The organism is Methylobacterium sp. FW102-HT35C08 (assembly GCF_058790235.1).
In genome coordinates this window covers 1,423,780-1,437,510 of record NZ_JBYTCL010000002.1, presented here as the reverse complement: position 1 = coordinate 1,437,510, position 13,731 = coordinate 1,423,780, and the positions used below count along the sequence as shown (strand labels likewise).

At 69.8% G+C, this 13,731-nt stretch carries 10 protein-coding genes and 1 pseudogene; 7 read left to right on the top strand and 4 right to left on the bottom strand.

Translation table 11 applies throughout. From position 1 onward, the window contains the following. Positions 1–304: 304 nt before the first annotated feature. The 4 genes and pseudogenes from AC3WSN_RS06980 to AC3WSN_RS06965 all read left to right on the top strand — a co-directional run bounded on the left by AC3WSN_RS06980 (position 305) and on the right by AC3WSN_RS06965 (position 4,980). On the top strand, positions 305–1,282 hold the full coding sequence (locus AC3WSN_RS06980; protein WP_492536882.1) for a phytanoyl-CoA dioxygenase family protein: 978 nt from the start codon (positions 305–307) through the stop codon (positions 1,280–1,282). 1,133 nt (positions 1,283–2,415) lie between these two features. Further along, entirely contained in the window at positions 2,416–2,658 is a 243-nt protein-coding gene (locus AC3WSN_RS06975) for a DUF6894 family protein (RefSeq protein WP_373323751.1), read from the top strand. After that, a pseudogene (locus tag AC3WSN_RS06970) lies at positions 2,648–2,918 on the top strand (hypothetical protein); the annotation flags it as partial. The gene AC3WSN_RS06975 and the pseudogene AC3WSN_RS06970, both read left to right, overlap by 11 nt. A gap of 424 nt (positions 2,919–3,342) precedes the next feature. Continuing rightward, complete coding sequence (locus tag AC3WSN_RS06965; RefSeq protein WP_492536880.1) at positions 3,343–4,980, top strand: acyl-CoA synthetase; 1,638 nt, start codon at positions 3,343–3,345, stop codon at positions 4,978–4,980. A 66-nt stretch (positions 4,981–5,046) separates the two neighbouring features. On the opposite strand, the gene AC3WSN_RS06960 is transcribed toward AC3WSN_RS06965, so the two are convergent. Beyond that, a complete protein-coding gene (locus AC3WSN_RS06960; RefSeq protein WP_238196353.1) occupies positions 5,047–5,232 on the bottom strand; it encodes a hypothetical protein in 186 nt (61 codons plus the stop codon). 252 nt (positions 5,233–5,484) lie between these two features. On the opposite strand from AC3WSN_RS06960, the gene AC3WSN_RS06955 reads away from it, so the two are divergent. The 3 genes from AC3WSN_RS06955 (at position 5,485) to AC3WSN_RS06945 (ending at position 11,454) form a co-directional block, all read left to right on the top strand. Next, positions 5,485–6,756, top strand: a complete 1,272-nt coding sequence (locus AC3WSN_RS06955) for an alpha/beta hydrolase (RefSeq protein WP_492536877.1) — start codon at positions 5,485–5,487, stop codon at positions 6,754–6,756. 269 nt (positions 6,757–7,025) lie between these two features. Next, complete coding sequence (locus tag AC3WSN_RS06950; RefSeq protein ID WP_492536875.1) at positions 7,026–9,308, top strand: TonB-dependent siderophore receptor; 2,283 nt, start codon at positions 7,026–7,028, stop codon at positions 9,306–9,308. Between the two features lie 442 nt (positions 9,309–9,750). Continuing rightward, entirely contained in the window at positions 9,751–11,454 is a 1,704-nt protein-coding gene (locus tag AC3WSN_RS06945; protein WP_492536873.1) for a sensor histidine kinase, read from the top strand. A gap of 91 nt (positions 11,455–11,545) precedes the next feature. Here AC3WSN_RS06945 and AC3WSN_RS06940 read toward each other — a convergent pair whose 3' ends face one another. The 3 genes from AC3WSN_RS06940 to AC3WSN_RS06930 all read right to left on the bottom strand — a co-directional run bounded on the left by AC3WSN_RS06940 (position 11,546) and on the right by AC3WSN_RS06930 (position 13,607). Next, positions 11,546–11,938, bottom strand: a complete 393-nt coding sequence (locus AC3WSN_RS06940) for a phage holin family protein (protein ID WP_492536871.1) — start codon at positions 11,936–11,938, stop codon at positions 11,546–11,548. A gap of 78 nt (positions 11,939–12,016) precedes the next feature. Beyond that, on the bottom strand, positions 12,017–12,445 hold the full coding sequence (locus AC3WSN_RS06935) for an RNA polymerase sigma factor region1.1 domain-containing protein (RefSeq protein ID WP_492536869.1): 429 nt from the start codon (positions 12,443–12,445) through the stop codon (positions 12,017–12,019). A 67-nt stretch (positions 12,446–12,512) separates the two neighbouring features. Then, positions 12,513–13,607: an acyltransferase family protein gene (locus AC3WSN_RS06930; RefSeq protein WP_492536867.1), complete on the bottom strand. Its 1,095-nt coding sequence runs from the start codon at positions 13,605–13,607 to the stop codon at positions 12,513–12,515. Positions 13,608–13,731: the final 124 nt, after the last annotated feature.

The following is a 13,731-nucleotide window of genomic DNA, read 5'->3' as shown; positions in this document are numbered from 1 at the left end:
AAGTTTATGTTTCGATGAAATACATATGAGATCGAAGCGTGCTTCTCGGAAAGCAGAAGGTTTCTGGAGTATATGGTGTTTATACCGTTATTTTAGCTTATTTATGGAAAAAATAAGCACATCGTGTCGATTTAGACTTAATCTAAGGTACGAAATCGGTTCAGTGCAGCTTGGCTGTTGTCTGACAATTGACTTATGTCAATCGGCTTCGTCGACGAATCGACATAATCACGTTTAGGACGAAGCGATAATCCCGAAGCGGATCCGAACTCGATCTCGCGATGACGTGCTTCATGGGGCGATCGTGAATGGCGCTGCCATCACTGGCCCCCCGGCTCAGCTCAAACAATCCCGAAGCTTGATCATTCGATCTGCAGGAGAGCACATGTCGACGACATTGGCTGCGGTTCTGCCCCCATCCTCGGGCCGTCAGCGCTTCGCACCGCTCTCGGCCTTCAACACGTTGGGTTATGCCGGACCGTTCACGCTGCGTGACACGGCCCAGGTCGAGACCTTGCGCCGCTTCATCGAAGGTCATCGAGACCCCGGTATTCTCGGCCGTATCCTGTCCAAGGCACGGTTGATCGGCGATCGCCGTCTTCAACAGGTCGACGGTCACCTGGCATTTCGCCCGCTCTACGACTTCGCGGTGCAGCCCCAGCTGCTCGACGACGTCGAGTCCATCCTGGGTCCCGACATCCTCCTCTGGAAAGGCCGGATCATCGTTCGGCAGCCCGGCAGTTCGGGGCAGGATTGGCACGTGGACTTCGACAACAAGATGGTCGGTGGCGTCCACATCACCTTCGCGATCGCGCCAATGACGAGCGACAACGGGGCGCTGCAGCTGATCCCGGGGACGCATCGCTACGAGGTCTCGCTGCACGAGAGTCAGCGCAACGGCGCCTGCGACCTGCGCGACGCCGCGAGCATGCTCGCGCTCGCCGACGCGACGCATCCCGAGAACGCGCCGCACGAACTCGTCACGATGGAGCTTGAGCCGGGCGAATACTTCCTGACGAAGGGCGGCCTCTGGCACGGCGTGCCGCCGAACCACACCGTCTCGCCGCGTCCCGCCGTGCTGTCGCGCTACATGGCGCCGGACGTCGAGAGCCACATCTGGAGCCACGACGACTCGGCGCCCGTCGTCGTGAGCAAGCGGAGTCTGCCCTGCATCCTTGTGCGGGGCGAGGACAGCTTCCGGCTCAATCGCCTGCATGCGCCGCCGCGGCCGGTGGCGGGGATGGACCCGAACAATCGAAACGCGGCGCGGCGGGCTGTCTAGACCCGTCGGGATACAGCGCGGCCATCGGTGCACCAGAGCGGGCACGTCCGCAGCAGCCGGCCGTCGGTCCTTGATGGGTGCCCAAGCCAAGCATCATAAATCGCGGCTGAAAAACCAGAGGCCGTGACAACTGGCGGGATGATTGGCATCCATCTCATCCGGCCGTGCATCTGCTCGGTGATTGACCGAGACTCCGGACAATGTGCGGGGTTCGGGCGATCGGATGATGGCCGCAGCACTTGTCGGTGTGCGTCCTGCACGCATCCAGGGTTGAAGAGCCGCATGCTCCAGCCCAGGTGGAGCGATCTCTTCGTTCAGCCGCATCGGTTCTACGGCGCGCAGGTCCGGCCGCCCACGCGGTTGGGCCCGCCGTCTCGGCCAGCGGTTTGTTCGAGAGCGATGCCGTGTCGCCGGCAGCGTGCACAGGCTCTTGGCGCGCCGCGAACTAAGCTGCCGCCACACGGCGAGGGACGCGCCCCGTCAGCAGAGCAGCGCGGATCAGGGCCGGGAGGCATCAGCGGCATTGGGGGACACACCCCTGAGCGCGCGGACGAACGTTCTGCCGCCGCCTCGCAGTCATGGCGATCTGCGGGTTCCGGGCGCGTCATGGCGGGCATTCAGAGCGTTTCCCGTTGGGTCTGGTGCGGGATCGCGGCGGTCACCGCGCGGTGACGCCGATTCGCCGGATGGCTTCGAGACAGGGGCGATGCAGGGCCCGGCCGTCCGTGAGCGGCCCGGCCCGCTTGGCGGCGATGCCGTTCCGAGATGGATCCCGATCGAACAACGGGGTGCCGCTTCGACAGAAGCTGCGTGATGGCGCCCCGGGGCGATCGCTCAAGGGCACAGCTCGAGAACGATGGTCTCGATCCGCTTCTGATTTGATTGGCCTATCGCATCCAATAGAATCTTACGTATATGTGCGCGAACCTTGCTGATGCTTGCGGAATCGCAGGTTTCATCATTTCTTGTCTTATAAAGGATTGTCATGTCAGCACCTAAAAGCTATTGACAAACCTTGATCCTGCATCATCTTGCCGAAAGGCTTCTGCAGAGTAGGTGACTTTGTATCTTGGTGCAGGTTCGCGGGCCTTGATAAAAGTCGCCTTCTGCACGTGCGATGGTCGGGGGCAGGGATGTTCAGGCGTTTCTACTTCGACGTCGATAATGGACGGGAAACGGTTCGCGACGACGAGGGCGTCGAGGCTGAGGACCTGGAGCAAGCGTTGTCCGATGCGCGAGCCGTCATCGGCGAAATAGCCGATGAACTGCAGGCTCTCGATGTGGATAGTCTGTGGACGCTCGTCGTGCGCGACGAAACTGGATTGACGGTCGCGCATCTGCCACTCGGACTGTTCTCTCGTTCGCAGCGGAAGTAATTCTCTCGCCGAGACGACGACCGGACCGTTCGGGGCGGAGGTCATCCACCGACGCGGACCATGGCGCTCGTTCGAAGCGCTCGCGTTCGCCACCCGCGAAGCGGTGGACGGGTTCAACGCGTCGACGGCTCGGACCGGTCGGCCGCGTGCCTCCCGCCGAAGCGGACGCGCGCTCTGATGCCCGAGCCAAAGCCTCAGCCTTGGCCGGCTGCGCGAGAGTCGGCAGCGGCTCGACGGGTGTTCGCCAGACGTCTCGGTAAGGCCTTGTTAACCATACGGGCCCAGACGGATCTCACCAGCCAAGCGCTGGCCTTCCACGCCCACGCGATCCTCCGCTCAACACGCGTGGGCGTGGAAGCAAACCTGCTTGACGGCCTTGGCCGGCTCCGGCCCGAGCCGGACAGGGGGCTGACAAAGCGGCGGATCGCGGTGCAGGGCGTGCAAAGCACGCGCCGGGTGTCCGCCAGCCAGCGCGCGATCTCCGGCAGCGGTCGACGCCACCCGATGTTTCGACGCGCTGCGATCAGCAGCAGGCCTCGGCGCGTGCAGCCCATCTCTCGGCCGCCCGAAACAACGCCGGCTTCTCACGGCAAAAGCGCGGACCGGGTTCCCGGCAGGCGCCCGATTGATCGCATCCGCGCCGGCAAGCTACTGTCCCGGCAACAATTTGCCGGGAGGACGGGGATGGCCCGCGACACGATCTACGACCGCGACCTCGACCGCGTGCCGGCCAACCACCAGCCGCTGACCCCCCTGCTCTATCTCGACCGGGCCGCGCGGGTCTTCCCCGATCAGGTCGCCGTCATCCATGGCGCCCTGCGGCGGCCCTACCGGGACCTCTATGCCCGCGCGCGCCGTCTCGCCTCGGCGCTGGCGGCGCGCGGGATCGGCCGCGGCGACACGGTGGCGGCGCTGCTCGCCAACACCCCCGAGATGATCGAGTGCCATTACGGCGTGCCGATGACCGGGGCCGTGCTCAACACCCTCAACACACGCCTCGACGCCGACGCGATCCGCTTCTGCCTGGAGCATGGCGAGGCCAAGGTGCTGATCACCGACCGCGAATTCGCCAAGACGGCCGCCGCGGCCCTCGACGGCCTCGCGATGAAGCCCTTCGTCATCGACGTCGACGACCCCGAATACGACGGTCCCGGCGCGCGCCTCGGCGAGACCGACTTCGAGGCCTTCCTGGCCGGCGGAGACCCGGAGCACGACTGGCATCTGCCGGACGACGAGTGGGACGCGATCACGCTGAACTACACGTCGGGCACCACGGGCGACCCGAAGGGCGTGGTCTATCACCACCGCGGCGCGGCCCTGCTGGCGCTCGGCAACGTCATCACGGGCGGGCTCGGCCAGCACCCGGTCTATCTCTGGACCCTGCCGATGTTCCACTGCAACGGCTGGTGCTTCCCCTGGACCCTGTCGATCGTGGCCGGCACCCATGTCTGCCTGCGCCAGGTCCGGGCCGAGGCGATGTACCGGCTGATGGATGAGCACGCGGTCACGCATCTCTGCGGGGCGCCGATCGTCATGCAGATGCTGATCAACGCTCCCGATGCCGAGCGGCGCGACCTGCCCCGACGCGTCGCCTTCTTCACCGCCGCCGCGCCGCCGCCGGAGGCGGTGCTGGCCGGCATGTCGGAGGCCGGGTTCGACGTCACCCACCTCTACGGCCTGACCGAGAGCTACGGCCCGGCGGTGGTCAATGCCTGGCACGCCGACTGGGACGCGCTCGCGGCCGACCAGCGGGCGGCCCGGAAGGCCCGCCAGGGCGTGCGCTATCCGGTCCTGGAAGCGCTCGACGTTCGCGATCCGGAGACGCTGGAGCCGGTGCCCGCCGACGGGGCCACGATCGGCGAGGTGATGATGCGCGGCAACGTGGTGATGCGCGGCTATCTCAAGAATCCCGCCGCCACCCAGGCTGCTTTCAAGGGCGGCTGGTTCCGCACCGGCGACCTCGGGGTGAAGCACCCGGACGGCTACGTCCAGCTCAAGGACCGCTCGAAGGACATCATCATCTCAGGGGGGGAGAACATCTCGTCGATCGAGGTCGAGGACGCCCTGTTCAAGCATCCGGCGGTCGCCGCCGCCGCGGTGGTGGCCAAGCCCGATCCGAAATGGGGCGAGACGCCCTGCGCGTTCGTCGAGCTGAAGCCGGGCGCCACGCCCAGCGCCGACGAGCTGATCCAGTGGTGTCGGGGGCGGCTGGCCTCCTACAAGCTGCCGCGCCACGTCGTGTTGGGGGAATTGCCCAAGACCTCGACCGGCAAGGTTCAGAAGTTCATCCTGCGCGCGCGGGCCCGGCAGGACGGGGCCTGATCCGGACGCCGTCCGCCCGCGCTGCGCGCCAGGACGGCCGCCGGCCTGAGCAGGCCGGCGGGCCGCTCAGGCTTGCGGCGGGGTCCGGCGGTCGGCGCGGACCGGCACGGGCACGGGCTTCGGCGCGGACCGGGCGTCGCGGAGGTCGGCCAGGATCTGGGCGAAGAACGCCTGGAACGACATCAGGCTGAACAGGGCAATGGAGGCGACCAGGGCGGCGGAGACCAGGGTCTTGGCGGTTGCGGGGTCCACGGCGGGAGTCCTTGCTGGGTCTCGTCCCGGGCGATCCGGGCGAGAGGCGCCGCGCACGGCGCCGGTGCTGTCCCAAGGTGGGCGCGCCGCGACGGCGGCGCCAGCGTCGCCGCGGTCGCGCCTGGCATGCGCGTGGGTTCGGGCTCGTGCGGCGCGTCACGTCGCGTGACGGTGCAGCTTTCGAGGCTGGCTGCGCGTTCCGTTTCCCGCAATAAGCGCCCGCGCGGCGCAGGGCGCATCGGGAGAGACGGCATGGCCGGCAACGGCATCGCGAACGGCGCCCTCGCAGCGCTGCTCGCCGTTCAGGGGGCGGTCCTGGCCGTGGGGCCATCCCGGGCGCAGGGAATGGTCCCGGTCCAGGTCCCGGCCCCGATCCGGGCCGCGTCGCAGGCCGCGCCTCCGGGAACCGTCCCGGTCCCGGCGCGGGAACCGGCCCCGCCGTCCGGCCCGGCGCCGGACGAGCCGGTGACCCGGGCCGGCTACTTCTACATCGGCGGCCGCTATCAGAAGCTCGGCGACAAGACCGTGATGGTCGGCCAGATGTTCGTGCAGTCGCGTACGCCGGCGCGGGTGACGCAGCCCTACCCGCTGGTGATGGTCCACGGTCTTGCCCAGACCGGCGTGAACTTCCTCGCCACGGCGGACGGTCGCCCGGGCTGGGTGCAGCATTTCGTCGAGAAGGGCTTTCAGGTCTACGTGGTCGATCAGGTCGGGCGTGGGCGCTCGGGCACCAACCCGGAGGTCTACGGCCCCTACGACCGGCTCGGCAGTCGCAGCCTCGAGCGGACCCACACGGCGCCGGAGATCTACGACCTCTACCCGCAGGCCAAGCTCCACACCCGGTGGCCGGGCGGGCCCGGCGTGCAGGGGAATGCCGGCTTCGACCAGTTCTTCGCCAGCCAGGTCCCGTTCCTCGCCAACAGCCAGCAGACCGAAGAGCTGGTCGATCCCGCCCTGCTGGCGCTGCTGGACAAGGTCGGGCCGGCGATCCTGCTGACCCATGGCCAGGCGGCGCTGTTCGGCTGGGCGGTCTCGGATGCCCGCCCCGACCTCGTGAAGGCGCATGTCTCGGTCGAGCCGAGCGGGCCGCCCTTCTTCGACGTGCAGTTCCGCGGCGGCAAGGATTTCTGGGAGAAGGCCGGCGACGGCCGCGCCCGCGCCTACGGGCTGACCCGCATGCCGCTGACCTTCGACCCGCCCGTGAAGGCGCCGGAGGACCTGATCGTGGCCCAGCAGGCCAAGGCGGCCGACGGGCATGTGCGCTGCTGGCTGCAGGGCGAGCCGGTCCGGACCCTGCCGAACCTCGCGAAGGTTCCGACCGTGCTGGTGACCGCGGAGGCCTCCTTCCACGCCCCCTACGACACGTGCACGGAGGCCTTTCTGACCCAGGCCGGCGCCAAGCCCGACGTGATCCGCCTCGCCGACCGGGATCTGCACGGCAACGGCCACATGATGATGCTGGAGACCAACAGCGACGCCGTGGCCGACATGCTGGCCGGCTGGCTTGCCGGCCGGGTGAAGTAGCGCCGGGCGCCCGGCCCGCGATCAGCCCCCTGCCCCGAGGGCGGCGCCCGCCTGTCCGGCCCCCTCACCGAGGCGTGTCGCAGCAGCAACAGCCGTCGCCTTCCGCGCGAAGGCCGCTTGCGGCCGCGCTTGGCTGGCCGTAGTCCGGGTGGCGGAAACGCCAATAAAAACAGTAGTTTATCACAGTTCTAAACAGCACGGCAACCGCGTCGGCCCCGGATCCGGCGAACGCGACCGGCTGCCCGCGGCGTCGCACACGGCTAGGTACAATGAGAGTCGCTCACCCCCGTCCCGGCGCCAGGCGCCCCACCCGGCGCCCCACCCTGCGCGCCCTTCTGGCCGGCGCCTCGCTCGCGGTCCTGGCGCAGGCTGCCGCGAGCCCGGCGCTGGCGCAGGACGCCACGCCGCCGCGCCGCGGCGTCTCGAGCCCGCCGGCCGGGAGCAGCGTGCAGCTCGAGGAACTCAGCGTCGAGAGTCAGGGCGGCGGCGCACCGGTCTCGGCGGCCCGGGCCGGAGCGGCCGCGCGCGCGGTGGAGAGCCCGACCGGACCGATCGACGGCTTCGTGGCGAAGCGCTCGGCCACCGCGACCAAGACCAACACGCCGCTGATCGAGACGCCGCAATCGATCACCGTGGTGGGCCGCCAGCAGCTCGATACCCAGAACGCCCAGACCCTGACCCAGGCTACCCAGTACGTCGCCGGCACCTATGCGGGCACCTTCGGCGCCGACACGCGCCTCGACTTCTTCCAGCTGCGCGGCTTCGTGGTCAGCGATTACGGCCTCTACCTCAACGGCCTGCAGCTCCTGAATTTCGGCTTCGCCTACAGCCGGGTGAACACGTTCGGCCTGGAGCGCATCGAGGTGCTGCGCGGCCCCTCCGCGGTACTGTTCGGCGCCGGCAATCCCGGCGGCCTGATCAACCAGATCAGCAAGCGCCCGACCCTGGATCCGTTCGGCTATATCGAGGTCGGCGGCGGCTCCTTCGACCAGCGCTACGCCGCCTTCGACGTCGGCGGCCCGGCCGACAAGGAGGGGCACTGGTTCACCCGCCTGACCGGCTACGCCCGCAACGGCGGCACGCAGGTCCAGGGCGCGCCGGACGACAGCTACTACATCGCCCCGGCCTTCACCTATAAGCCGGACGGGTCGACCAAGTTCACGGTGCTGTCGAGCTTCCAGCACGACAACACGGCGGTGACCTCGAACTTCCTGCCCTATTACGGCACGGCGCGGCCCACGGTGCTGGGCCTGCGCATCCCGCGCTCGCTCAACGTGGGGGATGCCGGCTTCAACACCTACCAGCGCGACCAGGCCTTCATCGGCTATGAGTTCGAGCACGTCTTCGACGATACCTGGGCGGTGCGCCAGAACGCCCGCTACGCGTTCACGCAGAGCTACCAGAACTCGTATATCGGCCAGCTCGGCTATGCCGACCCGCTGCAGACCCAGCTCGCCCGCTACCTATTCCGGGATCACGCCAAGATCGCGCAGCTCGACGTCGACACCCAGGCCGAGGCCAAGTTCTCCGACGGCTTCTTCCAGCACGACTTCCTGGTGGGCGTGGAGTACCGGAACTTCCAGATCCACGACAACCAGGCCTCGGGCTTCCCCGGCCCGAACCTGAACATCTTCGCGCCGGTCTACGGCCCGCAGACGGTCTCGGCCTCGCCCTACCTGATCAACGCCGACTCGTTCCAGCAGGTCGGCCTCTACTTCCAGGACCAGATCAAGCTCACGCCGGAGCTGACTCTGATCCTCGGCGGCCGCCAGGACTTCGTCCAGAACACCGTCTACGACCGCCTGAATCCGGCCAACACCAACGGCCGCAACGACAGCGCCTTCACCTACCGGGCGGCGGCGATCTACAATTTCGACTTCGGCCTCGCGCCCTACATCATGTACGCGACCTCGTTCCAGCCCGAGATCGGCACCGACATCAACAACCGGGCCTTCAGGCCCGATACCGGCGATCAGGTCGAGGGCGGCGTCAAGTTCGAGCCGCCCGGCCAGGGCTATTTCCTGACGCTGGCGGGCTTCGACATCCACCGCAACAACGTGCTCACCCCCAACCCGGTGAACACGCTGTTCCAGACGCAGGTCGGCGCGGTGCGCTCCACCGGCTTCGAGGCGCAGCTGGTGGCCAACGTCGCCGACGGCCTCAACCTCGTGGCGTCCTTCACCAAGTTCGACTTCACCACGCTGAAGGATCCCGATCCGGTGCGGGTCGGCAAGACGCCGGTCAACATCCCCCAGACCCTGGCCTCGCTGTTTGCCGACTACACCATCCCGACCGGGCCGTGGCGCGGCTTCGGCTTCGGCGGCGGCGTGCGCTACGTCGGCAGTTCGTTCGCGGATGTCGGCAACACCCTGCGGGTGCCCGACTACGTGCTGTTCGACGCCCAGGTGCACTACGATTACGAGAACTGGCGCTTCCAGGTGAACGCCTCGAACCTCGCCGACCGGCGCTACGTCGCCTCCTGCCAGTCGGACGTGTCGTGCTTCTACGGCGATGCCCGCCGGGTGCTGGCGAAGGTCAGCTACAAGTGGTGAGCCGGGGCGTCGCGGCGTCGCGAGGGGGCGGTGCTCCGGGCTTCGCCCGCTGACGGCTGCCTAACCCGGGCCTCCCGGGCGATCGCCTGCGCGGCCCGCCCCGCGGGCACCCGGGATGATGGGGCTTGGCGTGGCAGAACCGGCGTCCGGCGGTCCCTGAGACGATCGGTCCCGCCGGGCCGCGAGGCGGGCCTGCCTGTGCACTGGCAAGGGCGGGCCGGTTCTGCAACAAGGCCGGGATGAGACGGCGTCCCGCCTTCGCTCCCGCGATCTCCGATCGGCCGGCCGCGTCCGGCGCCCCGCGATCGGGCGCCGGACGCAACCGATGAGTGCGGACGAGTCGGCGGAGAGCGGGCGCGTGGCCGGGCCGCCGAACGAGACCGCCTTCGGCCGGGCAGCCGCGCGGGTGCGCGCGATGATCGCCGGCCTCGACTGATCGCCGATGTCGCTCACCACGCGGATCCTGCTGCTGGTCCTGCTGGCGCTCGCCCCGGCCCTGGCGATCCAGGGCTACAACGAGGTCGCCCTGCGGGCGAGCCGCAACGCCGCCCTGCGCGCCGACGCCCTCGCCAGCGCCCGGGCCGTCGCGGAGGATTTCGCGCAGATCGCCGAGCGGATGCGGCAGGCCCTCGACCTGATCGCGGGTGATCCGTCGGTGCAGGCGCGCGATCCGTCCGCCTGCGGCGCCTCCCTGAAACGGTCCGCCGCGCGGCTCCCGCACATCCTCCTTCTCGCGTTGACCGACCCCGACGGCAGCCCCGTCTGCGACAGCGCCGGCTCGGGCCCGGGCGCCGCCGCGGGCGGCGTGCGCGCCGATCACCGCCGCGCCCTGGGGGCGGACGGCTTCGCGGTCGGCGGCTACACGATGCGCCACGTCTCGGATCGTCCTTCGATCCACTTCGCCCGGGCCGTGGGACACGACGCGCAGGCGGATGGCGGCCCCCGGGGCGTCCTGCTGGCCGCCGTCGACCTCGACTGGCTCTCCGACCACCTGGCGCAGGCCTTGCACCAGGACGAGACGGCGATCACCGTCACGGATCGCGACGGCCTGATCATCGCCCGGCGCCCGGACGCGGCGGCCTGGATCGGCAAGCCGATCCCGCCCGAGCGCGTCGCCATGCTGGAAGCCCAGGGTGCGGATGTGCGCGTTGCCGCGGGCCTCGACGGCCGGGAGCGGATCATCGCCACCGTCACGCCGGGCGGACCGCTCGCGGGCGTGCGCGTGGCGGTGGGCCGCGACTGCGCGACGGCCTTCGCGGATATCGACGCCGCCACCCGGCGGGGATTGGTGCTGATCGCGCTGGGCGCTGTGCTGGCCCTGGCGGCCGCGCTGATGGCCGGGCGGATGTTCATCCGTCGCCCGATCGAGCGCCTGCTGCGCACGGCGGCGGCGTGGCAGGCCGGCGACCTCGCGGCCCGCACCGGCCTGCGCGGCAGCACGGAATTCGGCCGGCTCGGCAGCAAGCTCGACGCCATGGCCGGCACGCTCCAGCGCAGCACCGACGACCTCCATGCGGAGATCCACCGCGGGCACGCCATGCAGGACTTGCAGGTGACGATGCTCCACGAGTTGAACCACCGGGTGAAGAACACGCTCGCCACCGTGCAAGCCCTCGCCCGCCAGTCACGCGGCTCCGAGAAGGCCCTCGAGGCGCGGATCCTGGCCCTGTCGAAGACCCACGATCTCCTGACCCGCGAGGCCTGGACCGGCGCGCCCCTGCGCGAGGTGCTCGAGAACGAGCTCAGCCCCTACCGGACCGGCGACGACCAGATCGGCCTTGACGGGCCGGCCGTGTCGCTGTCGCCCCGGGAGGTCCTGGCGCTCGGCATGACCATCCACGAGCTGACGACCAACGCCGCCAAGTACGGCGCGCTCTCGGTGCCGGAGGGGCGCGTCCGGGTCGGATGGTCGCTCGTCGCCTCCGAGGCCGGGGCGCAGCGCCTGCGGCTCACTTGGCAGGAGAGCGGCGGGCCCCCGGTTCAGGCCCCGACCCGGAGCGGCTTCGGGACGCGCCTGATCGCCGGCGGCGTCCGGCGCGAGCTCGACGGCATCGTCGAACTCGCTTTTGAGACCAAGGGCTTGCGCTGCGATCTTGAGGTGCCGCTGGAACCGGCTCTCAGCGCGATGTTGGTCCCGACGCGCTAGGCGCCGCATCGCCCGCGCGGGGTGGCCGGGACCGCCTGCCGCCCGGTGCCGGGCAACGGGACGATGCGGGGCGGGTGCGGCTGCCCGTGCGTCACGCCCTCGTGGTCCGCGCGATCTCCCGGGCGTCCCGCTTCACCTGCCGCCATGTCCGCCAGGGTTCGAGGTTCGAGAGCGCCATCCGGCGCGCCCCGAGCCAGCCGAGCAGGAGGGCCACGATCAGGAACGGCGCGGCGACGATCAGCGCCGCCGGCGCCTCGGAGCCGAGCGGGACCGCCAGCAGCTTCACCACGGCGTCGAGGCCGAGGAAGAAGATGACGATCAGCAGGATCGGGATGGTCCCGACGATGCCGATGAGCGACACGATCGCCCGGATGTTGCCGTCGGTCTCGGTCCGCGCCAGCTCCAGCAGCGCCTCGATATGGGCCGCTCCCGCGCGCAGGGCCGCGACCAGCAGGGCCAGGGTTCCGTCGGGGTGTTGGCGCATCGTGCGGACTCTTCCTCTCAGGCGCTGGGCAGCCCCGGGCCAACGGAGCCGCCGGCCGAAGCGTTCCGCCCCGGTGTCTCACAGCATCAGCAGCACGGCGCCCAGGATCAGCAGCGTCGCGAGGCCTGCCAGCACGACGGCCTGGGTGGCGCCGTCGGCCTCGTCCGGAGCCCGGGCCGGTCCGGCGGCCTGAACAGGTGCCGGATCCCGCGCCCCGGATGAAGCGGTGCCGGCCCCCTCCGTCCGCCGGACCGGGGATGGCGCCCCGGGATCCCGCGCCGGGAGGGTCAGCGCGGTCGAGACCGGCCTGTCCGTCGGCGGCCCGAAGGCCTCGGGCTCGACGCTGATTCCGGCCGCCTCGAGTTCCAGCATCACCAGGACGAGGTCGTCGACCTCCATGCGCTCCACCGGCAGCACGGCCCGCAGGTCGTCCGCCGCGAGCGCCCCGGTGGCCTGCCCCCGGGCGATCAGCCGGTCGAGCGTCCCGCGATCGATGGTCTCTGACATCCCCGGCCCCCGTCCTGCCGCCCCGCCCCCCCGGAAACCCGCGAACGGCCCGGGGGTTACCGGAGCCTCAGCGGCCGAGTGCAGGCGCCGCCGGCACGGCCTCGCCGGCGCCCAGCCGGATCGCGCCGCCCGAGCCCGGCCGATCCCGCAGCATCGGGCGCTCGACCAGGTACCAGCTCAGGATCCCGAGGGGGATGGCGGCCGCCAGCGCCAGGCCCGCCACCGTCCAGGGGGAGATCCCGGGAATGCGGGCAATCAGCAGGTTCTGCAGCGGCCAGGCGTAGAGATAGAGCCCGTAGGAGGGATCGATCTGCGCGGTGGCGCGGCTGAGGGCGTTGGGGCGCACTGCGAAGGCGAACCAGAAGATCAGGTAGCCGCCGAGGATCGCGAAGGCCGGCTCGGCCAGCGGCCGGCTGAACATCAGCGGCAGGAGCAGCAGGGTGGCCACGGCCGCGCCGCGCCCGGTATAGGCGATCCGGTCGGCGAACAGCCGGAAGGCGCCGCCGCAGGCGAACACGAAGGTGAGGCGGATCATCTCCGACAGGGAGCCGAGCGCGTCGCCCGGATGCCCGATGGGCAGGTAGAGCCAGCGCAGGGCCAGCAGCGTGCCGAGGCCCGCCATCAGGGCGAGGTAGCGCCCGCGCCGCTGCAGGGCACGGGCCGTGCCGACGAGCCCGAGCAGCAGGTAGCAGCCGAACTCGCAGGGAATCGTCCACATCGCGCCGTTGAGCAGCGGATAGGGCAGCTCCGCGAAGGCGCCCGGCACGACCGGCATCAGCAGCAGCGACAGCCGGAGCAGGGTCTGCAGGGGCGAGGCCGCCGCGAGATCGCCGCCGCTCAACGGGGCGACGATGGCGATGCAGAGGAGCGAGGCCACCACGAAGGCCGGATAGATCCGCCGCACCCGCCGCAGCACGAAGTCGCCGAAAGAGCGCTTGGCGCGATAGCTCGCGGTGATCAGGTAGCCGCTCACCAGGAAGAAGCCGTCGACCGCCACTTCGCCGAGCGACAGGGTGCCGAAGATCTGCGTGAGCAGCTCGCGCGAGCGGTCGCCGTCCACGAGTTCGGGGGCGTGGGCGAGGATCACCAGGACCGCGAACAGGAGGCGCAGCGACCCGAAATTGTTCGCCCTCCGCACCTGGCCACCTGCCGCCTCCACCACCTGGACCCGCTCCGCGATCTGTCTGACGGCGTCCAGGGGCCTGGAAACAGGGCGCGAAGGCAAGGGCCCGGGGGCAACACCGAGGCGGGATCTGCGCCGACCCATCGGCGAAGCACGATCGCAT